A 22,150-nucleotide genomic window follows, 5' to 3' on the forward strand; every position below is an offset into this window, starting at 1 on the left:
ACTACTCCTCACGATGATGTTTCAAGTAAGACTTCACAAGCTCTTCAATTAACTCATCACGTTCAAGCTTGCGAATGATGCTACGTGCATCTTTATGGCGAGGTATGTATGCTGGGTCTCCACTTAATAAATAACCGACGATTTGGTTAATCGGATTATAGCCTTTTTCTTGAAGTGCATCATACACAGTTAAAAGTACATCATTTACATGGACACTCTGTTTTTCATCTTGAATGCTAAACTTCATTGTTTTATCAAAACCGTCCATTTCAAGCACCTCACTTATATAGTAAGTATAGGGAGAAGAACTTCTCCTCTCCCTACCATTGTACACTACTATCTCTTTATTTTGAAACAGATTTAACGTACTCTTGTACAAATGCTAAAGCTTCTTCGACTTGAGCTGGGTTTTTACCCCCTGCTTGTGCCATATCAGGACGGCCGCCACCGCCACCGCCGCAACGAGAAGCTACTTCTTTCACAAGTTTACCAGCATGGTAACCTTGGCTAATTAAGTCTTTCGTTACACCTGCTAGGATGTTTACTTTATCGTCATTAACAGACGCTAATACAACAACTGCTGACTCTAATTTATTTTTCAAGTCATCCATCATCGTACGTAAGTTGTTCATATCTGCAACATTTACTTTCGCTGCTAATACATTCACCCCATCAACTGTCATTACAGAATCAGTTAAGTTTCCAGCTTCGATATTGCTTAATTTCGCAGCAAGAGATTCATTTTCTTTTTGCAGTTGTTTCACTTCAGCAAATAGACCATCAACTCTTGTTAAAATATCTTTCGGATTTGTTTTCATTTTTCCTGCTGCTTCTTTTAATAAACCTACTTGATCGTTCATTAATTCGTATGCAGACTTACCAGTTACTGCTTCAATACGACGAGTTCCTGCACCGATACCAGATTCAGCAACGATTTTGAAAATACCGATAGAAGCTGTATTATCAACGTGACAACCACCACAAAGCTCTAAGCTGTAATCGCCAACTTGTACAACGCGTACAACATCTCCGTATTTTTCACCGAATAATGCCATTGCGCCCATTTCTTTCGCTTCTTCAATTGCTTTTTGAGAAATCTCAACATCAATACTTTCCCAAATTTTCTCGTTTACCATACGCTCAATTTTTTCTAATTCGTCAGCTTGTACTTGACCGAAGTGAGAGAAGTCAAAGCGTAGACGTTCAGAAGTTACAAGAGAACCTGCTTGGTTAACGTGTGTTCCAAGTACGTCTTTTAATGCTTGGTGTAGTAAATGAGTTGCTGTATGATTTTTTACAACGCTACTACGATTTTTCGTATCGATAATAGCTTTTACAGCCGCATCTTTCGTTAATGTTCCTTCTTCAACAACAACTTTATGCAAGTTTTGGCCGTTTGGTGCTTTTTGTACGTCTTTTACAAGAACTTTCACACCATCTGCAAGAAGGTAACCACGGTCTGCAATTTGTCCACCGCTCTCAGCATAGAATGGTGTTACATCAAGAATTAACTGTCCTTCTTCACCAGCTTGTAAGCTGTCTGTGTATTCGCCGTTTTTCACAAGTGCAACAACGTTACTTTCTGCTGCAACTGTACCGTAACCAACGAATTCGCTCGCTACTTTAATTTCTCCAAGGACACCACCTTGAACTTGCATAGAATCAACGTCTTGACGAGCAGCACGTGCACGCTCACGTTGTTTTTCCATTTCATTTTCAAAACCTTCATGATCAACTGTCATGCCAGCTTCTTCTGCATATTCTTCTGTTAATTCAATTGGGAAACCGTATGTGTCATATAGACGGAACGCATCTACTCCAGAAATAACAGTTGTTTTTTCTTCTTTTGCTTTTGCAATTACTTCAGCTAAAATCGCTTCACCATCATGAAGTGTTTCATGGAAACGCTCTTCTTCGTTCTTCACAACTTTCGCAATGAAATCTTTCTTTTCAAGTACTTCTGGATAGAAGTCTTTCATTACTTCTCCAACAACCGGTACTAATTCAAACATAAATGGACGGTTGATGTTTAATTTCTTCGAATAACGAACAGCGCGGCGTAATAAACGACGTAATACATAACCACGGCCTTCGTTAGATGGAAGAGCACCGTCACCAACAGCGAATGTTACTGTACGGATATGGTCAGCAATTACTTTGAATGCCATATCTTTTTCTAAATCGCCATTACGATATTTTTCACCAGAAATTGTTTCTGTTGCACCAATCATCGGCATGAATAGGTCTGTATCAAAGTTTGTAGGCACATCTTGAACGATAGATGTCATACGCTCTAGACCCATCCCTGTATCAATGTTTTTCTTAGGAAGTGGTGTATATGAACCGTCTGGATTATGGTTAAATTGAGAGAATACAAGGTTCCATACTTCTAAGTAACGTTCGTTTTCTCCGCCTGGATATAATTCTGGGTCACTAAAGTCATTACCGTAAGCTTCTCCGCGGTCATAGAAAATCTCTGTATTCGGTCCACTTGGGCCTTCACCGATATCCCAGAAGTTTTCTTCTAAGCGGATAATACGCTCTTTTGGAACGCCCATTTTCTCATTCCAAATTGTGAATGCTTCTTCATCTTCTGGATGGATTGTAACTGATAGTAATTCTTTATCGAATCCGATCCATTTGTCGCTCGTTAAGAATTCCCAAGCCCAAGTAATTGCTTCTTCTTTAAAGTAATCACCGATTGAGAAGTTTCCTAACATTTCAAAGAATGTATGGTGGCGAGCTGTTTTCCCTACGTTTTCAATATCGTTTGTACGAATTGATTTTTGGGCATTTGTAATACGTGGATTTTGCGGGATTACACGTCCATCAAAATATTTTTTTAATGTCGCTACACCACTGTTAATCCATAACAGAGATGGATCTTCATGCGGAACTAGTGATGCACTAGGTTCTACTGCATGTCCTTTTTCTTGGAAAAAGTCTAAAAACATTTGACGAATTTGTGCGCCTGTTAGTTGTTTCATTGTATTTTCCTCCTTAAATATAAAAAACTCCCGTCCCTATAAAGGGACGAGAGTTAACTCGCGATACCACCCTAATTATGAATTGATTACAATAACAATCAATTCATCACCTCATGGTGCCGTAACGTGGCAAGACGGCAGTGATTAGCTGCTCTCAGGATTAGCTTTCTGTTACCCTTCATTTAAAGCTTCTTTCAGCCATATGGAAGCTTCTCTCTATAAATGGACTGTAACGTACTTGTTCCGTCATTGATTTAATGTATTATATGACTAAATATAATAGAATTCTCTTAAGTTTGTCAATGTAGATAATCATTTATATTGGATTAATTACTTATTAATCATAAGTATTCTACTATTCATTCTTAACAGCCTTTTCATATAGTATGCATTTATTAATAAATCGGAATCTCCTTATAAGAATAATTTATAAAAATTTCTAAATATTACTTTTTTTGTTATAATTAAATTATTGTTAATAAAATAAAGGAGCGATCACAATGACAACCTTACTTAGCAAAGCTAAAAACATATTAGCGACTGACGAAACGATATTATTTTACGCAGCATGTTCATTAGACATATTTATTTATCGTTCCGTCGCAAGGCCAGGATTGCTAATTTTAACGAACAAAAGGCTATTCTTTTATGGGCCAGATGTAAGTAAGAATCCAATATTTGAAGAGTACTCTTTCGCAAAAATTTCTAATCTAAAAGAACAAAAGCGTCTTTTCAACAATCAAATTGTATTTATGTATGATAACGAATGGAAAAAAATAAAACATATTCAAACAAATGATGTGAGCTCCCTCGTTCAAAAGATACACGAGCAGCTTTCTAAATAAATATATGATTAGCCCTCTATTTCTTACATAGAGGGCTTCTATACTTACACATCTTCTTTTTTCAAGAGCGGTCTCACATGAACAGTGACAGTGCGAATAACTGCTAAAATCGGAACCGATATTAGCAATCCTACAATCCCAGCTACCTCTCCCCCAACTAGTAAGGCAAGCATAATAATAACGGGATGCATACGAAGTGACTTACCAACGATGTAAGGCGATAAAATGTTACTCTCCACAAATTGCAAAATCGCAATTGTGATCCCCGCCTTAATAAGTAAACTCGTTGATACTGTTGCTGCAATCATTAACGTCGGGATTGCTCCTAAAATAGGACCGAAGTACGGGATTATATCCGTTACCCCAATAATAATGCCAAGCAATAATGGATATTTCATACCGATAAACCAAAAAGAAAGAGCTGATACTCCCCCTAATACTAAACAAACAAATAACTGTCCTCGAATATAACTTCCAAGTGATTTATCAATTTCTTTCGCAAGCATTTGCCCCGTACCTCGCCATTTACTTGGGACTAGTTTCCAAAAGATATGATAAAACTCACCATAATCTTTTAATATGTAAAATACAATGAACGGTATTAAGAAAATAATGAGCAATGAATCGAGTACACCACGAGCTGTACTCATCACTTTATTTAAAAGCGCTTGAATCTTCGTTTCCACACCCACAAAAAGTTGTTTCACCTTTTCATGAATGAACGAAGGGAAATTCGCCGTTTGTTCTGTAACGCCATCCATCCACGAATCGTACATTTTTGTAAACTGCGGAAATTGTTCATTAATCTCTTGTAACTGCTTAATAACGACTGGTGTTCCTTTATAAATCCCATAACCAATTCCGCCAAAGAAAAGGATATAAATGAGCAAAATGGCAAGTGTACGGGGCATCCCTTCCTTATGAATTTTTTCAATTAAAGGGTGCAATAAATACGCAATAAAACACGCGATAAGAAACGGCGTAATCGCTACTTTAAATACAAAAATAATCGGTGCCCATAGCGGCTTAATTTTTAAAAAGACGAGCAGACAAAGAAAAACAAGTAACAATAATCCTAAACGATATATCCAAATGATTTTAAGATTCTTCACATGAAAAACCTCCTCCACCTTTATTTTGAAAATAAATGGGGTAGGTTATGTGCGAAACTTTTAAAATCTTTTCATACGGACCATACTGTTTTTTAAAGACGTACATATAAATAACATAACAAGGACAACCACCCCTGAGAATACAGCATGAATTAATATAATCAGGAGGGCTAATTATGGTTTTGTTTATGCTTGGATTATCAGCACTTTTTATGATTCTTGAATGGATTTGTATCGGGTTCGGTATTTGGAAGGGGTTCTTTATTCATTCCTCACGTAAAGAAAAAGCGAAGCAATTATGGCAGTATGGAATACTTGGCGTTGGCTGCTACGGTCTATCTTATCTTTTCTCAGAGATCGGACTTTTTTATTTGCATATGGGTGCATAAAAAAACTCCCTTGTCTACAAGGGAGTTTTTCACTTTATCGAAATGATTATAAGTAAGACTTAATCATCTTACGTGCTTTTTTCATATTGCGTTTTGAAAATACATCTTGCTTACGAGCATATTGATATGCTGCAGCTCCAACACCTAATGCGATTAATGAATTGCGTAGATTCAAAGTAAATCCCCCTTTTCGTTATCCGATCGTTCTTTCATTCTCATCAAATAAATCATCAAGAGAGCTTAGTGAACCATCTTCCTCAACTTGATGCGTATGGATTTTCCCCTTTGAAACCGATAATTCGATATAACAATTCCAGCAATAAAATTGGTTGACACCTATTTTTCCAATGTCTTTCCCTTTGCAATTTGGACAAATAAACATATGGCTTTCATCTCCTTACAGTCTCCCAGATTCTATTCGCCATTATGTCCAAACTGCATTCATTTATACATTTTACTGGAGCCTTTCAACGCTATGCGTTTGAAAGTTTCACTATATAATTTCACCTTGTTACATGAAATCATACGGTGAAATGTTTTCCACGTCCATTTCCTCGCCATTAACTGTGACCATCTGTACTTCTCCTTGTGATTCTTGCAAGCGACTAGCTAAGGTTGTTTGACGCATTGCATCATCAAGGCGATTTACACCAGATTGGAAAGCTGCTTCCTCTCCGCAAATAATAAGGAACTTCTTACTTCTTGTAATGCCCGTGTAAATTAAATTACGACGTAACATACGGTTGTAACTTTTCACGATTGGCATAATAACAATCGGAAATTCACTACCTTGTGATTTATGAATGGAACAACAATATGCATGCGTAATTTGATTTAAATCGGGCTTCGTATACGTTACCTCAATTCCGTCAAATGAAACGATAATCATATCTTGTTGCTCAACGTTTTCTTTCGCATAAAACACCGAAACAATTTCCCCAATATCACCATTAAACACTTGGCTCTCCGGCTGATTCACGAGTTGCAGTACTTTATCGCCTCTTCGGTACACAACATCACCGTAAGCAATTTCTTTACTCTTTTCCCTCTTCGGATTAAATACTTGTTGCAGCGCTTCGTTTAATACATTAATACCAGCAGGCCCGCGGTACATCGGTGCTAATACTTGTACATCTCTTGCGCTAAAGCCTTTTGTTTTAGCATTTTCACAAACTTTTTTCACAACCTCAACAATTTGAGCTCCTGTACAGCCGATAAATGAACGATCTTTTTGATTTTGTGCTAAATCTGGTGGTAGAGTTCCATTTTTTATCGCATGGGCAAGTTGAATCACTGATGAGCCTTCCGCTTGACGATAAATTTCAGTAAGCTTCACTGTCGGAACTGCACCTGCATTTAATAAATCTTTTAATACTTGTCCAGGTCCTACAGATGGCAACTGATCTTCATCACCTACAACGATAACTTGAATGTTCGTCGGCAACGACTTAAATAGCTGATTTGCAAGCCAAATATCAACCATTGAAAATTCATCGATAATAAGGAGCTTACCTTGGACAGGATCCGTTTCATTACGCTGGAAAGATCCTTCTGGCGTCCAACCAAGTAAACGGTGAATTGTGCAAGCTGGAAGTCCTGTCGATTCACTCATTCGCTTCGCTGCTCTTCCTGTTGGAGCTGTTAATAGTATTGGAAATGGATTATCATCACTGTATTCATTCGGATTTAACGATAACCCGTGTAGTGATGCATACATTTCAACAATCCCTTTAATAACTGTTGTTTTCCCTGTTCCTGGTCCACCTGTCAATAACATCATCGGTTTATGAAGTGCTGTTTGAATTGCTTCTTGCTGAAACGGTGCATATTGTACGTTCAGTTGTTCTTCAATTTCACCTAACGTTTTTAACACTTCTGCTTCTGGAAATGAAGGTGTTTCTTCTTGATTCATAAGCCTGCGAATAGACTTTACAACACCTTTCTCAGAGTAGAATAACGTTGCTAAATACACTCGTTCTTCTTCTATGATGACTTTCCCTTCACTTTGCATCGTTTCAATACAACCTATAATATCTTCCTCAGTCACTCTTCCTTCTTGATTGTTTAAAAGTGACATCGTTTCTCTTACAAGTTGATCTTTCCTCATATAAACGTGACCAAGTTGTAATGAGACATTCTCTAATGTGTAAAAACATCCTGCGCGTACACGGTCGTCATGATTACCCGATATCCCTAACGCACGCCCTATATCATCCGCTCTTCCAAAACCAATCCCGTCCACTTCTTCGATAAGTTGATACGGATTATTACGAATCACTTCTAATGTCATCTCTTTATATTGCTGGTAAATCTTAATAGAAAGTTTCGTTCCAAAACCGTAGCCATTTAAAAAGCTCATTACTTTCTCTAACCCTTGATGTTCAACAATTGTCTCATATATTTCCTGAGCCTTTTGTTTATTAACAACACCATTTAATGCCTCAGGGTCATCCATAATTTTAGAAATAGCATGTTCTCCGAGATGGTCTACAATTTTTTCAGCTGTACGCTTTCCTATCCCTTTAAATAAATCACTCGCTAAATATTGCACCATACCTGCTTTTGTTTGCGGCAATTCTTTTTTAAATGTTTCAACCATATATTGTTTTCCATACTTTGGATGGTCCTTAAAATGACCTGTCAATGTAAACACTTCATCTTCATGCATGCGGGGAAAATGACCGTTTATCATTACTTTCTTTTCGTCATACGTTTCATTCGTTTCAATGACTTTCATACTGACAACGGAATAGAGGTTTTCTTCGTTGTGGAAAATGGTATGAAGAACTTGCGCTTTTATAAACTTTTTCTCTTCCTCAAACAAATCCATTGCATGTTGATTTCCCATTTTTCCTCTCCTTTCCGGTATTTTCACTTTAATGAGCAGTACATCCCCCACCTTTTTAGATGAGGGATAACTACCCATTAAACTATATTTTTATCTTATTCAGCTTCTTGCTCTAATAAACGAACGCCATTACCCGCTAAAAAGTGATCTGGCTGAATTTCAGTTGCTTTCTTAAATAAAGCGAGAGCCTTCTCATTATTTTCCTCAAATACGTACGCAACACCTAAATTGTAATACGCATCTGCATGCTCCTCATCCATTTCTAATACCTTTTCAAAATAAGGTTTCGCCTCTTGAACGTGTTCTAGTCGCGCGAAGCAAAGTCCGCACTGGAATACAGCTTCTACATCGTTTTCATCTAATTCTGTTGCTCTTTGTAAGAATGGTAGTGCAAGACGATCATTTCCAAGCTGTACATGTGTGATACCTAACATAAATGTTACATCAGCTGATTGTAATCCAGCTTGCATTGCTTGTTCAAATACAGCTTTCGCTTCAGTAAATTGCTCTTGGCCATAATATACATTTCCTAAACCATAATAGGCTGCTGCAGATTTATCATCTAACTCTAGTGCACGTTTATAAAATAAAATCGCTCGCTCGCTATCACCTAATACATCTAATAAATTTGCAAAATTAATGTATCCAAGCGCATCTTTCGGATTTTCTTCGATTGCTTCTGTAAAATTTTTAGCTGCTTCTTCCCAGTTTCCTTCTTGCATATATTGAATACCTGTTTCAAGTTTGTTTGACATGTCCTTCACCTCTACAACAAATTATAACAAAGAATGTATTTTCCAAGCGAACGAAAATTCGCTTTATGTAAAAGAAACCTCTAACCGCTAATCGGCAGAGGCTTCTCATTTATCCTAAATAATCCAATTTCTTACCACTACGGTATACTTCATCAATTGTAGCACCGCCTAAGCACTCATCTCCATCATAGAAAACGACTGCTTGTCCTGGTGTAATTGCACGAATTGGCTCATCACAAAGAATACGAACTGTATTTTCATCAACGATTTGAACCGTTACTTTATTGTCTTCTTGACGATAACGGAATTTCGCCGTGCACTTAAATTCTGTTTCTTTTTCTTTGTTACTTACCCATCCTACATTCGTAGCAATAACTTCATCACCATATAGAAGTTCGTTATGGAATCCTTGATCAACATATAAAATGTTTTCTTTTAGATTTTTTCCAACAGCAAACCATGGATCACCATTACCACCAATTCCAAGGCCATGACGTTGTCCAATTGTATAATACATTAAACCGTCATGCTTCCCTTTCACTTCACCAGATAATGTTTGCATTACACCTGGTTGTGCCGGTAAGTAATTACTTAAGAAATCTTTAAAGTTACGCTCACCAATGAAGCAAATACCTGTACTATCTTTTTTCGCCGCTGTCGCTAAGCCAGCTTCTTTCGCCATTTCACGAATTTGCGGTTTCTTTAATTCACCTAACGGGAACATTGTTTTTGATAATTGCTCTTGGCTTAATTGATTTAAGAAATATGTTTGATCTTTATTGTCATCAACACCGCGAAGCATTTTATATTCGCCGTCCATATAAGCAACGCGTGCATAATGGCCTGTTGCCACATAATCCGCACCAAGCGCAATTGCATGCTCTAAAAATGCTTTAAACTTAATTTCTTTATTACACATTACATCTGGGTTTGGTGTACGACCAGCTCGGTACTCATCTAAGAAGTACGTAAATACTTTATCCCAGTATTGTTTTTCAAAGTTTACTGCATAATACGGAATACCAATTTGGTTACACACTTCAATTACATCATTGTAATCTTCTGTTGCTGTGCAGACACCATTCTCATCTGTATCATCCCAGTTTTTCATAAAAATTCCGATTACATCATAACCTTGCTCTTTTAATAAAAGTGCTGCTACAGATGAATCGACGCCACCGGACATTCCGATGACAACGCGTGTTTCGTGAGGTAGTTTGTTCATCATGTCACCTCCCATGCTAATTTTGTGTTAATCGCTTCACGATTTTCACTGTTTCGTACGCCGCTTTTTCAATTTGCTCTTTCGTATTTCCAAGTCCAAAACTAAAGCGTACGGATGAACGTATTTGATCGGAGTCTTTTCCAAACATCGCTACTAATACATGTGATGGATCAATCGAACCAGCTGTACAAGCAGAACCACTTGATACTGCAATGCCAGCTAAGTCTAAGTTCACAAGGAAAGGTTCAATGTTCATTCCTGTAAAACTTACATTAAGTACATGCGGTAAGCGATGTTCTAAGTTTCCGTTTACCTCGAAAGTAATGCCTTCATTTTTGAAGACAGATACCATTATATCTTTAAACTCTTCATATTGGGCATTTTTTTGCTCACGAGTTTTTTCAGCTATAAGAATTGCATACTGAAGCCCAGCAATACTAGGCACATTTTCCGTACCAGCACGGCGTTTTCTTTCTTGCTCTCCGCCTATTAATAACGGTTCAAATTTCACATTTGCACCAGCGTATAAGAAACCTACACCTTTTGGCCCGTTAATTTTATGAGCTGAAATTGATAATAAATCAATACCAAACTCTTTCACATTAATTTCTACTAAACCGTAAGCTTGTACCGCATCTGTATGGAAATACGCTTGATGCTCTTTTAACAGCTTTCCTATTTCCACAATCGGTTGCATCGTCCCTACTTCATTATTCCCAAACATAACAGATACAAGAATCGTCTCTTCTGTTAATGCCTTTTGTATGTCAGAAACTTGAATGCGCCCTGTTTCATCGACAGGTAAATATGTCACTTCAAACCCTTCACGCTCTAACAATTCGCACGTATGCAAAATCGCATGATGTTCAATTTGCGTCGTTATAATGTGGTTACCTTTATGACGGTTCGCACGTGCTACACCGATAAGCGCTAAATTATCAGCTTCTGTACCACCGCTCGTAAATATAATTTCATTCGGATTCGCATGAATGCTGCGTGCACACACTCTTCTCGCCTCATCTACTGTGTGACGAGTTTGACGTCCATAAAAGTGAATACTAGACGGGTTCCCGAATATTTGTGTCATATATGGAATCATCTTTTCGACCACTTCTGGGTGAGTCGGAGATGTCGCAGCATGATCTAAGTAAATGCGTTCCATTAAATCTCCTTCTTTCCAAATCGTTTCACAAGGAATTAAATGTAAAACATATAGCCCCCGTGATTTTCTTCCTCATAACGTACTAAATCTTCTAACGTTGTACTATCTAACACTTCTTGCACCGCATCACGAACACGCATCCATAACTGGCGCTGCGCTGGCTCTTCTTCTTCTATCATTTCTACAACACTAATCGGTCCCTCTAATACACGGATTACATCCCCAGCTGTAATGTTAGCCGGTTGATCAGATAATACATATCCGCCATATGCCCCGCGCGTACTCTTTACAAGACGAGCGTTACGAAGTGGTGAAATTAATTGCTCTAAGTAATGCTCAGATAAGTCATGCGCCTGCGCAATTGATTTTAATGAAATCGGACCTTCACCAAACTTTTTTGCAAGATCAATCATAATTGTTAAGCCATAGCGGCCTTTCGTTGAAATTTTCATCTATTTTGCACCTCTTTTCAAATTTTCACTTCTATTGGTTATATCTTATTTATAAAAAGAACACAATTTAAAATCCTATGAAATTATAGCATAATATAGTATTATAAGAAATTTCAACTTGTGTATCAAAATGATAACATAAAATCACATTGAAAAACTCGGAAATTATTACAATTGAAAGAAAAATGAAAATATTATCCTTCATTTTTCCCATAAAACAGCATCCTATTTCAAATTTCGTAGAAAAAAATGATACGATAGAACGAGATTATATATTAAGGGAGACGGTCCAAATGAAACAACCACTCGCACATCGAATGCGCCCTACAAATATTCAAGAAATTATTGGGCAACAACATTTAGTTGGTGAAGGAAAGATTTTATGGCGAATGGTCCAAGCCAATCATTTTCAATCTATGATTTTATACGGTCCTCCAGGTACAGGAAAAACATCCATTGCCAGTGCAATTGCTGGAAGTACCGGTACCCCGTTTCGTCTATTGAACGCTGTTACTCACAATAAAAAAGATATGGAAGTTGTCGTGCAAGAAGCGAAGATGCATCGACACCTCGTTTTAATTTTAGATGAAGTTCACCGTCTAGATAAAGCAAAGCAAGACTTTCTATTACCTCACTTAGAAAGCGGACTTCTTACTTTAATTGGTGCAACGACAAGTAATCCATTCCATGCAATAAACTCCGCTATTCGAAGCAGGTGTCAAATTTTCGAATTACACGCACTAACAGAAGATGATATTTTAATTGGGTTAAAAAGAGCTTTAGAAGATAAAGAAAAAGGCCTTGGAGAATATGCTGTAACGGTAACAGATGAAGCACTACATCACTTTGCAAATGCCTCTGGTGGTGATATGCGTTCCGCTTATAACGCACTTGAGCTTGCTGTATTATCTAGCTTTACTACAGACGATCAAGCGGCTGAAATCACACTCGAGATTGCGGAAGAATGCTTACAAAAGAAGAGCTTCGTTCACGACAAAGGCGGCGATGCTCATTATGACGTATTATCAGCATTTCAAAAATCAGTGCGCGGAAGTGATGTAAATGCAGCGCTCCATTATTTAGCACGCCTTATTGAAGCAGGTGATTTACAAAGTATTGGCAGACGCCTTCTTATTATGGCTTATGAAGATATTGGACTTGCTAGCCCACAAGCTGGACCACGTACACTAGCTGCAATTGAATCAGCTGAACGAGTTGGATTCCCAGAAGCACGCATCCCACTTGCAAATGCCGTTATCGAGCTATGCTTATCACCAAAATCAAATTCAGCTTATAAAGCACTTGATGCTGCATTACACGATTTACGCAACGGTCAAACAGGTGACATTCCAAGCCATTTAAAAGATAGTCATTACAAAGGCGCAGAATCACTTGGAAGAGGCATTGGATATTTATATCCACACGACCATCCAAATGGCTGGGTAAGGCAACAATACTTACCTGATAAAATAAAAAACAAGCAATATTATAAACCGAAAACGACAGGGAAATTTGAGCAAGCCCTTTCTACTGTTTATGAAAGATTACAAACTTCGAATAAAACGAAAAATAAAGGGTAACATAAACGAAAACGTCACCATTATGGAGGCTTCGCTTATGAAAACACGTCAAGATGCATGGACAAAAGAAGATGATCTCCTTTTAGCAGAAACTGTTTTACGACATATTCGCAGCGGAAGTACACAAATAAAAGCATTTGATGAAGTCGGCGATACGTTGAACCGGACTTCAGCAGCTTGCGGCTTTAGATGGAATGCTGAAGTAAGGCCGAATTACGAAGATGCTGTGCAGCTTGCGAAGAAACAACGTAAAGAATTAAAGCGCTCTGAAGCTAAAATAGAAAAAAATCAGTTCACGAAAACGAAACAACTCGTAATCGATGCTGAGTTTTCTGAAGATATTACGCCAAGTAAACAAGAACTTACGATGCAAAATGTCATCTCATTTTTGCAAAACTTGGAGCATAATAACCCTTCACTCGCAAAGTTGCAAACTGAAAATGATGTATTACAAGCTCAGCTCACTTCTCTGCAAAAAACGAATCATGAACTTGAAACGAAATTAGCGGTACTCACAAAAAAACAACAAGCAATCGAAGAAGATTACGCGATGCTTGTTCGAATTATGGATCGTGCTCGAAAACTTGTTTCAGTCGAAGAGCAAGAAGAGCAAATTGCCCCGATTTTCAAAACAGATCAAAATGGAAATTTAGATATTATTTATTCTGCAGAGAATTAAAACAGGGACGTCACTTTTTTGACTAAGTGACGTCCCTGTTTGTTTCTTTGGTGGAGAGTATATATGTATGTGTCGGTAAATGAAATTACACCGACGATTTTTCAAATATATCTATCGTAACTCAAAATATATCAACGATTTTTTTAATATATCGATGATTCGACAAGAAATATCCCTCCCTATCACACAAGAAAACTCTCGGTATAGATTAGATATTTTTTACTAAAATGTTATTATAAACATATACATTTTAAGGGCGATGGTTGCTATTTCATTAATAGTCTTCAAAATAACACTCGGTATTCTCGTTCTAATATTAGGTCTTTTTACCATTAAGAGTTTAAAAAAGACTTCCGCCTATAAGTCGGATAAATACGATTATTCTTTATTAGGATTACTTACATTCGAATTATTAGTATTGCAAATATCTGCAATTCTTTAAAACATAATAGAAAAAGCATATACCCTTGACGGATATATGCTTTCTTTTTATTCTTGCCCTACACGCTTCACTTCAACGTTTTTAATACGTTCACGTACAACGTGACTTGCCATGATTAAGCCTGCCACAGATGGTACGAATGCATTTGATGAAGGCGGTAATTTCGCTTTACGAATTTTTGCATTTTCGTCTGGTACGATTTCTTTACGTACCTCTTCACGAATTACGATTGGGTTTTCGTCAGAGAAGACAACTTTTACACCTTTTTTAATACCCTCTTTACGAAGCTTCGTACGAATGACTTTCGCAATTGGATCTGTATGTGTTTTAGAAATGTCCGCAATACGGAAACGAGTTGGATCCATTTTATTTGCTGCACCCATACATGAGATAATTTTAATTTTACGACGTAAACATTGTTTAATTAAATGGATTTTGAACGTAATCGTATCAGATGCATCCACTACGAAATCTAAACCGTGCTTAAAGAACTCTTCATATGTTTCATCTGTATAAAACATTTCAAGTCCAATTACTTCACACTCTGGGTTAATGTCTGCGATACGCTCTTTCATTAATTCTACTTTTGAACGTCCTACAGTAGATACTAAAGCGTGAATTTGACGGTTTACGTTTGTAATATCTACAACGTCTTTATCAACTAATACAAGACGTCCAACGCCAGAACGTGCTAACGCTTCAGCTGCAAAAGAGCCTACGCCGCCAATTCCTAAAATACCGACTGTACTATTTTTTAATATTTCAAGTCCTTCTTTACCGAAGGCTAATTCATTACGTGAAAATTGATGTAACATTCAGCTCTACACTCCTATTACAAAAATGGTCTACCATGTATTCTAGCGTTTTTCCGACTATTTGTATAGAAAAAGTTATAGAATTCCTAAAAATACATATTTCGATAATGAAAACATAGTGTAAACCGGTCTTTTTTTACTTCCTTTCAATACACGTTTAAAAAGGAGGATTTAGAGAACCGAGCAGATCGAGGCGCTGAAGCCAGGAGGAGCGCAGTGTAGAAATACTACTCGAGCACCGAACTGGCGAAGCAACGATGAGATGCGACAGTTATCTAAACCGGACTTTTTAAACAACCTCTCAAAAAAAGTCTAGATGGTATTAGTATAACCATCTAGACCCTATTCTTACTTCTCTTCTTTTAAGCTTAATTTTAAGTTTAACTCTTCAAGCTGTGCTTCTGCAACTGGGCTTGGAGCTTCTGTTAATAAGCAGCTTGCGCTTGCTGTTTTCGGGAATGCAATTGTATCACGAAGGTTCGTACGGCCTGCAAGCAGCATAACAAGACGATCTAAACCTAATGCAATACCGCCGTGTGGTGGTGTACCGTATTCGAATGCTTCTAATAAGAATCCGAATTGCTCTTGCGCTTCTTCTTGTGAGAATCCAAGTGCTTTGAACATTTTTTCTTGTACGTCACGCTCGTAAATACGAAGTGATCCACCACCAAGCTCATAACCGTTTAATACAAGGTCATATGCTTGTGCACGTGCTTTTTCTGGTGCTGTTTCTAGTAACTCAACGTCTTCACGGAATGGCATTGTGAATGGGTGGTGAGCTGCGAAGTAACGATCTGCATCTTCATCGTACTCAAGAAGTGGCCAATCCGTTACCCATAGGAAATTAAATTTACTTTCATCAATTAACTCAAGCTCTTTACCTAGACGTAAACGAAGTGCGCCTAAGCTATCTGCAACAACGCTCTTCTTATCTGCTACGAATAGTAATAAGTCGCCAGCAGTAGCTTCTAATGTGCTCATTAACACATTTGCATCTTCTTCACCGAAGAATTTTGCAATCGGTCCTTTTAAACCGTCTTCTTCAACTTTAAGCCAAGCTAGACCTTTTGCACCGTATACTTTCACGAATTCAGTTAATGCATCGATGTCTTTACGAGAATATTTACTTGCAGCACCTTTTGCATTGATTGCTTTTACTTGTCCGCCGCTTTCTACAGCACTTGTAAACACTTTAAAGCCACAACCTGCTGCAAACTCAGATAAGTCTGTTAGTTCCATTTCAAAGCGTGTATCTGGCTTATCAGAACCGTAGCGAGCCATTGCATCAGCATATTTCATACGAGGGAATGGTGCACTAACTTCTACACCTTTTGCATCCTTCATAACTTTCGTCATCATACGCTCCATCATATCTAAAATTTCATCTTGTGTTAAGAATGAAGCTTCGATATCAATTTGCGTGAATTCCGGTTGACGATCCGCACGTAAATCTTCATCACGGAAACAACGTGCTACTTGATAGTAACGCTCAAATCCGCCGACCATAAGAAGCTGTTTAAATAACTGTGGTGACTGTGGTAGTGCATAGAATTCACCATCATGCACACGACTTGGTACTAAATAGTCACGAGCTCCTTCTGGCGTGCTTTTCGTTAAAATTGGTGTTTCTACTTCTAAGAACTCTTCTGTGTCTAAGAAGTTACGAATTGTTTTCGTTACGTCATGACGCATTTTGAATGTGTTAAACATTACTGGGCGACGTAAGTCTAAATAACGATATTTTAAACGCACATCTTCTGATGCATCTGTATCATCAGCAATGATGATTGGCGTTGTTTTCGCTGCATTTAGTACATTTACTTTTGTTGCTTGTACTTCAATACGACCAGTTGCCATATTGTCATTAATTGCGCCTTCACCACGTTCAACAACTGTACCTTCTACGTGTAATACGTATTCGCTACGAATTGTTTCTGCTACTTCTAACGCTTCTTTTGATGTTTCTGGGTTAAATACAACTTGCACGATACCTGTACGGTCACGTAAGTCGATAAAGATTAATCCACCTAAGTTACGGCGTTTTTGTACCCAACCTTTTAATTGAACTGTTTGTCCAACAGCTTCTACTGTTACTTTTCCACATGCATGTGTTCTTTCAGCCACTGTAAGTTCCCCCTATATTAATTTCTCTGCTACGTATGAAGCAAATACATCTAACGCTACTTCTTCTTGTTCACCTGTTGCCATATCTTTTAAGTTAATGATGCCTTTATCTAGCTCATCTTCTCCTAATACAGCTACAAATTTCGCCTTTAGACGATCTGCTGATTTAAATTGTGCTTTCATTTTACGATCTAAATAATCTTTTTCAACTGACAATCCAGCTTTACGAAGATCGAACGCAACTTTTGCAGCATGGTCTTTCGCTTTTTCGCCCAGCGCCACAACGTAACAATCAATACTATGTTCAAGTGGTAATTCGATGTTTTCAGCTTTTAGCGCCATAATTAAACGTTCAATACTCATTGCAAAACCGATACCTGGCATTTCTGGTCCACCGATTTCTTGTACAAGTCCGTTATAACGGCCACCACCGCTTAATGTAGTGATCGCACCGAAACCTTCTGCCTCACTCATAATTTCAAAAACAGTGTGTTGGTAGTAGTCTAAACCACGCACTAAGTTCGGATCTTTTTCAAACGGAACATCCATCATCGTTAATAGTTCTTGAACTTTGTCGTAGTATATTGCTGAATCTTCGTTTAAGTATTCTGTAATAGATGGTGCTGTTCCCATTAATTCATGGTTACGGTCCTTCTTACAGTCTAAAATTCGAAGTGGGTTCTTTTCTAAGCGAGATTGACAGTCAGAACAGAATTCGCCGATACGTGGCTCAAAGTGTGCGATTAATGCATCACGGTGCGCTTGACGGCTCGCTGCGTCACCTAAACTGTTTAATACAACTTTAATATTTTTTAAGCCCATGCCGCGGTAAAATTCAACAGCAAGTGCAATTACTTCTGCATCAATTGCAGGGTCATTACTGCCGATTGCTTCGATACCGAATTGTACGAATTGACGATAGCGACCTGCTTGTGGTCTTTCATAACGGAACATTTGACCGATATAGTATAATTTCGTTGGTTGTGTTGCATCACCAAACATTTTATTTTCAACGTAAGAACGTACAACAGGTGCAGTACCTTCTGGACGTAATGTTAAGCTGCGCTCTCCACGATCTTGGAATGAGTACATTTCTTTTTGTACGATATCTGTCGTATCACCAACACCGCGTAAAAATAGCTCAGTGTGCTCAAAAATTGGTGTACGAATTTCTTTATAATTGTAACGACGGCAAATTTCGCGTGCTTGCCCTTCGATATACTGCCATAACTCAACAGTGCCTGGAAGAATATCTTGCGTTCCGCGTGGGATTTGAATAGACATATTCAGTTCCTCCTCAAATTGTTTTAATCTTAATAAAAATAAAAAAACTCCCGCCTCTACTGTTTAAACAGTAGGGACGAGAGTATTATACCCGTGGTGCCACCCTAATTGAAGCACGTATGCTTCCACTTTTTTAATAACGCTTAAATGTGCGTTCATCCCTACTAAGCGTATATGCCGTTCAAGTTGAAACCTCTAGAGTGTCATTCAATCAGTCATCATGCAGAAATGTTTTCAGCCTAAGACATTCCTTCTCTTTCCATGTGTGTCTCATTTACTCTTCTCTATCAACGGTTATATTCATATGTAAATATAAAATTACTATACGTTTGTTAAGTAGGATTGTCAAGTGCTCTAAGAACGTTCAATCTGCTTCTTTAAACGCTTTACATCTTGAAGAGAAATCCCAAACTCGGAAGCAAGCTCCATTGAAGTATTGTTTTGCTCTTTTGAAATAAAATCATGAAAATTCACGTTAAATAGTTGATTTGCACCATTTGTAACAGAATGCCCTTTTTCATTCATACGCATACGTATATCCCTCACATTCAATATGGATGTTTTACTTTTTATTGTTCCATATTGATGGGAGAGTTATACATAACCGAAACTGCTATTGATTCCAAATAAATGAACAAAACATACAACAATGTATAAAAAAGAGAGGATTATATAACCCTCTCTTTTTTATCAACACTATTTACTTTCTACAATTAAGGTCACCGGACCATCATTGATTAAAGAAACATCCATCATTGCTCCGAACTTCCCTGTTTCCACATGTAATCCTTGTTTACGAACTTCTTCATTAAAGAAATCGTATAAACGCTCTGCATAATCAGGTTTCGCAGCATCCATAAAGTTTGGACGTCTTCCCTTGCGGCAATCTCCGTATAATGTGAATTGCGAAATAGATAGAACTTGTCCTTCTACATCAAGTACAGAATGATTCATCTTTCCACTCTCATCTTCAAAAATACGTAAGTTTGCAATTTTTTCCGCAATGTAAGTTGCATCTTTTTCTGTATCTTCGTGCGTAATGCCAACTAGTAATGTTAAACCGAACGGAATTTGTCCTACGATCTCACCGTCTACTGTGACAGACGCTTTCTTTGATCGTTGTAAAACAACTCTCATCTTTCTACACTCCCTATTAATGCATCATGCGTCGTACTGCATAAATTTCTGGAACGCGTTTAATGCGTTCTACTACTTTTTTCAAGTGTTGTAAGTTACGAATCGAGATTGACATATTAATTGTTGCCATCTTATTACGGTCACTTCTACCAGAAACAGCTGAAATGTATGTTTTCGTCTCTGTAACAGCTTGCAGTACTTCATTTAATAAACCGCGGCGATCGTAACCTGAAATTTCAATATCAACGTTATACTCTATTTCTTTTTCAGGGCTACCTTCCCACTCAACTTCTAATAAACGTTCTATCGCTTCTTCTGTATGAACATTTACACAATCACGGCGGTGAATCGATACACCTCGGCCTTTGGTAATATACCCAACGATATCATCACCCGGAACTGGGTTACAGCATTTCGATAAACGGATTAATAAATTATCAGCACCGCTTACCTTTACACCAGAATCCCATTTTCGAATTTTCATCGGTTTACGAACTTCTTTAACTTCAACAATTTCTTCTTCTTCGCGTTGCTTGCGGAACTTGTCCGTTAGTCGCGTAACAATTTGCGAAGCTGTAATTCCGCTATATCCAACTGCTGCAAACATATCTTCTTCATTTGCAAAGTTAAATTTCTCAGCGACGCGTTTTAAGTTATCAGGCGCTAATACTTCTTTCATCTCATACTCTAGACCACGTACTTCCTTTTCAACAAGTTCACGGCCTTTTTCAATATTTTCGTCTCTACGTTGTTTCTTAAAGAATTGACGAATTTTATTTTTCGCATGAGATGTTTGAGCAAGTTTTACCCAATCTTGACTTGGGCCATATGAATGTTTCGACGTTAAAATTTCAATGATATCGCCTGTTTTTAATTTATAATCCAGCGTCACCATTTTCCCGTTTACTTTTGCACCAATTGTTTTATTCCCAATTTCCGAATGGACACGATACGCGAAATCAATTGGAACCGATCCAAGTGGTAATTCCATTACATCGCCTTTCGGTGTAAAGACGAATACCATGTCAGAGAATAAATCAATTTTTAATGACTCCATAAATTCTTCTGCATTAGAAGTTTCATTTTGCCATTCTAATATTTGACGGAACCACGTGAGTTTCTTCTCTAATGTACCTGTTGTTTCTGCTGTTTTTCCTTCTTTGTATGCCCAGTGTGCCGCGATCCCGAATTCTGCAATTTCGTGCATTTCTTTCGTACGAATTTGCACTTCAAGCGGATCACCTTTCGGTCCAATTACAGTCGTATGAAGAGATTGATATAGATTTGCTTTTGGCATTGCAATATAATCTTTAAAACGACCTGGCATCGGCTTCCAGCACGTATGAATAATTCCAAGCACTGCATAACAATCTTTAATACTATTTACAACGACACGTACAGCTAATAAATCATAAATTTCATTGAACTGTTTATTTTGCAGTGCCATTTTACGATAAATACTGTAAATATGTTTCGGTCTTCCAGAGATCTCAGGTTGAATTGCAACTTCTTTTAATTTCTCACGAATACCAGTCATTACTTCGTCTAAATATTCTTCACGTTCTGCACGTTTACGCTTCATTAAATTTACAATACGATAATATTGTTGTGGATTTAAATAGCGAAGTGACGTATCCTCTAGCTCCCATTTAATAGTACTAATTCCGAGTCTATGTGCTAAAGGTGCAAAGATTTCTAGCGTTTCATTCGCTATGCGACGCTGCTTCTCTTGAGGCAAATGTTTCAATGTACGCATGTTATGAAGACGATCAGCTAGTTTAATTAAAATAACTCGAATATCTTGAGCCATTGCAATAAACATTTTGCGATGGTTTTCTGCTTGTTGTTGTTCGTGAGATTTATATTTGATCTTCCCAAGCTTCGTAACACCATCAACAAGCATAGCAATTTCTTTGTTAAATTCCCGTTCAATATCTTCTAACGTAATCTCTGTATCTTCCACTACATCATGTAAGAAACCTGCTGATACCGTAGCTGGATCCATGTGTAAATCAACTAAAATACCTGCAACTTGAATTGGATGAATAATATACGGTTCACCCGATTTTCTGTATTGTTCGCTATGCGCATCGCGTGCATATTCATAGGCACGTGCTACTAGCTCAATATCTTCATCCACTAAATATTGACTTGCTTTCTCGAGTACCTGTTCAGCTGTTAGTACCTGCTCATTTGCCATCGAATCACCTTTTATTGAAAATTGACTTTATCTTTATTTAATAGAATAAATTATATTCTATCATTATAACCCAATGATTGTGAATTGTGAAAAGGAAAAGATTTTACTGACATT

20 protein-coding genes and 2 other annotated features are annotated in these 22,150 nt (G+C 37.6%); of the genes, 4 read left to right on the forward strand and 16 right to left on the reverse strand.

Going from position 1 to position 22,150, the window contains the following annotated elements; translation table 11 throughout:
• Position 1 precedes the first annotated feature (1 nt).
• Both EBQ15_RS02505 and alaS read right to left on the reverse strand, forming a co-directional pair.
• The gene (locus EBQ15_RS02505; RefSeq protein ID WP_000348590.1) at positions 2-268 is read right to left on the reverse strand and encodes an IreB family regulatory phosphoprotein; all 267 of its coding nucleotides are present in this window, start codon (positions 266-268) and stop codon (positions 2-4) included.
• 76 nt (positions 269-344) lie between these two features.
• Positions 345-2,987, reverse strand: coding sequence for an alanine--tRNA ligase (alaS, locus tag EBQ15_RS02510; protein WP_000811820.1), 2,643 nt, complete (start codon positions 2,985-2,987; stop codon positions 345-347).
• A gap of 39 nt (positions 2,988-3,026) precedes the next feature.
• Positions 3,027-3,246 (reverse strand) — a binding site (T-box leader).
• 241 nt (positions 3,247-3,487) lie between these two features.
• Here alaS and EBQ15_RS02515 point away from each other — a divergent pair.
• Positions 3,488-3,832 (forward strand): PH domain-containing protein, encoded by a 345-nt coding sequence (locus EBQ15_RS02515; RefSeq protein WP_000209579.1) that lies wholly within the window; start codon positions 3,488-3,490, stop codon positions 3,830-3,832.
• 44 nt (positions 3,833-3,876) lie between these two features.
• On the opposite strand, the gene EBQ15_RS02520 is transcribed toward EBQ15_RS02515, so the two are convergent.
• Positions 3,877-4,944 carry an AI-2E family transporter gene (locus EBQ15_RS02520; protein ID WP_000793130.1) on the reverse strand — a complete coding sequence of 356 codons (1,068 nt, stop codon included), beginning with the start codon at positions 4,942-4,944 and terminating at the stop codon, positions 3,877-3,879.
• A gap of 176 nt (positions 4,945-5,120) precedes the next feature.
• On the opposite strand from EBQ15_RS02520, the gene EBQ15_RS02525 reads away from it, so the two are divergent.
• On the forward strand, positions 5,121-5,333 hold the full coding sequence (locus EBQ15_RS02525) for a hypothetical protein (protein WP_000242535.1): 213 nt from the start codon (positions 5,121-5,123) through the stop codon (positions 5,331-5,333).
• Positions 5,334-5,379: 46 nt separating this feature from the next.
• On the opposite strand, the gene EBQ15_RS02530 is transcribed toward EBQ15_RS02525, so the two are convergent.
• The 7 genes from EBQ15_RS02530 to cymR all read right to left on the reverse strand — a co-directional run bounded on the left by EBQ15_RS02530 (position 5,380) and on the right by cymR (position 11,775).
• On the reverse strand, positions 5,380-5,508 hold the full coding sequence (locus EBQ15_RS02530; RefSeq protein ID WP_001053553.1) for a YrzQ family protein: 129 nt from the start codon (positions 5,506-5,508) through the stop codon (positions 5,380-5,382).
• A gap of 18 nt (positions 5,509-5,526) precedes the next feature.
• Complete coding sequence (locus EBQ15_RS02535) at positions 5,527-5,715, reverse strand: hypothetical protein (protein ID WP_000469281.1); 189 nt, start codon at positions 5,713-5,715, stop codon at positions 5,527-5,529.
• A 129-nt stretch (positions 5,716-5,844) separates the two neighbouring features.
• On the reverse strand, positions 5,845-8,181 hold the full coding sequence (gene recD2, locus EBQ15_RS02540) for an SF1B family DNA helicase RecD2 (RefSeq protein WP_000528086.1): 2,337 nt from the start codon (positions 8,179-8,181) through the stop codon (positions 5,845-5,847).
• A gap of 95 nt (positions 8,182-8,276) precedes the next feature.
• Positions 8,277-8,936 (reverse strand): tetratricopeptide repeat protein, encoded by a 660-nt coding sequence (locus EBQ15_RS02545; protein WP_000066409.1) that lies wholly within the window; start codon positions 8,934-8,936, stop codon positions 8,277-8,279.
• A 109-nt stretch (positions 8,937-9,045) separates the two neighbouring features.
• The gene (gene mnmA, locus EBQ15_RS02550; RefSeq protein ID WP_001038010.1) at positions 9,046-10,161 is read right to left on the reverse strand and encodes a tRNA 2-thiouridine(34) synthase MnmA; all 1,116 of its coding nucleotides are present in this window, start codon (positions 10,159-10,161) and stop codon (positions 9,046-9,048) included.
• 16 nt (positions 10,162-10,177) lie between these two features.
• A complete protein-coding gene (locus tag EBQ15_RS02555; protein ID WP_000439924.1) occupies positions 10,178-11,323 on the reverse strand; it encodes a cysteine desulfurase family protein in 1,146 nt (381 codons plus the stop codon).
• Positions 11,324-11,358: 35 nt separating this feature from the next.
• Entirely contained in the window at positions 11,359-11,775 is a 417-nt protein-coding gene (gene cymR / locus EBQ15_RS02560; RefSeq protein WP_000704116.1) for a cysteine metabolism transcriptional regulator CymR, read from the reverse strand.
• Positions 11,776-12,068: 293 nt separating this feature from the next.
• Here cymR and EBQ15_RS02565 point away from each other — a divergent pair, with 293 nt between their 5' ends.
• Together EBQ15_RS02565 and EBQ15_RS02570 are read left to right on the forward strand one after the other, a co-directional pair.
• Positions 12,069-13,355 carry a replication-associated recombination protein A gene (locus EBQ15_RS02565; RefSeq protein WP_000812919.1) on the forward strand — a complete coding sequence of 429 codons (1,287 nt, stop codon included), beginning with the start codon at positions 12,069-12,071 and terminating at the stop codon, positions 13,353-13,355.
• 37 nt (positions 13,356-13,392) lie between these two features.
• Positions 13,393-14,034: an RsfA family transcriptional regulator gene (locus EBQ15_RS02570; protein WP_000857722.1), complete on the forward strand. Its 642-nt coding sequence runs from the start codon at positions 13,393-13,395 to the stop codon at positions 14,032-14,034.
• 489 nt (positions 14,035-14,523) lie between these two features.
• On the opposite strand, the gene EBQ15_RS02580 is transcribed toward EBQ15_RS02570, so the two are convergent.
• The 6 genes from EBQ15_RS02580 to relA all read right to left on the reverse strand — a co-directional run bounded on the left by EBQ15_RS02580 (position 14,524) and on the right by relA (position 22,036).
• Complete coding sequence (locus tag EBQ15_RS02580) at positions 14,524-15,291, reverse strand: tRNA threonylcarbamoyladenosine dehydratase (protein WP_000903176.1); 768 nt, start codon at positions 15,289-15,291, stop codon at positions 14,524-14,526.
• Positions 15,292-15,639: 348 nt separating this feature from the next.
• Positions 15,640-17,415, reverse strand: coding sequence for an aspartate--tRNA ligase (gene aspS / locus EBQ15_RS02585; protein WP_000840924.1), 1,776 nt, complete (start codon positions 17,413-17,415; stop codon positions 15,640-15,642).
• Between the two features lie 12 nt (positions 17,416-17,427).
• Positions 17,428-18,699, reverse strand: coding sequence for a histidine--tRNA ligase (gene hisS / locus EBQ15_RS02590; RefSeq protein WP_000027081.1), 1,272 nt, complete (start codon positions 18,697-18,699; stop codon positions 17,428-17,430).
• Positions 18,700-18,768: 69 nt separating this feature from the next.
• Positions 18,769-18,999, reverse strand: a binding site (T-box leader).
• 54 nt (positions 19,000-19,053) lie between these two features.
• On the reverse strand, positions 19,054-19,230 hold the full coding sequence (locus EBQ15_RS31000; protein WP_001242605.1) for a hypothetical protein: 177 nt from the start codon (positions 19,228-19,230) through the stop codon (positions 19,054-19,056).
• Between the two features lie 165 nt (positions 19,231-19,395).
• Positions 19,396-19,836 carry a D-tyrosyl-tRNA(Tyr) deacylase gene (locus tag EBQ15_RS02595; RefSeq protein ID WP_001266965.1) on the reverse strand — a complete coding sequence of 147 codons (441 nt, stop codon included), beginning with the start codon at positions 19,834-19,836 and terminating at the stop codon, positions 19,396-19,398.
• A 16-nt stretch (positions 19,837-19,852) separates the two neighbouring features.
• Positions 19,853-22,036 carry a GTP diphosphokinase gene (gene relA / locus EBQ15_RS02600; protein ID WP_001262813.1) on the reverse strand — a complete coding sequence of 728 codons (2,184 nt, stop codon included), beginning with the start codon at positions 22,034-22,036 and terminating at the stop codon, positions 19,853-19,855.
• Between the last annotated feature and the right edge of the window lie 114 nt (positions 22,037-22,150).

Source organism: Bacillus sp. 2D03 (assembly GCF_003946765.1).
Lineage (GTDB): Bacteria > Bacillota > Bacilli > Bacillales > Bacillaceae_G > Bacillus_A > Bacillus_A cereus.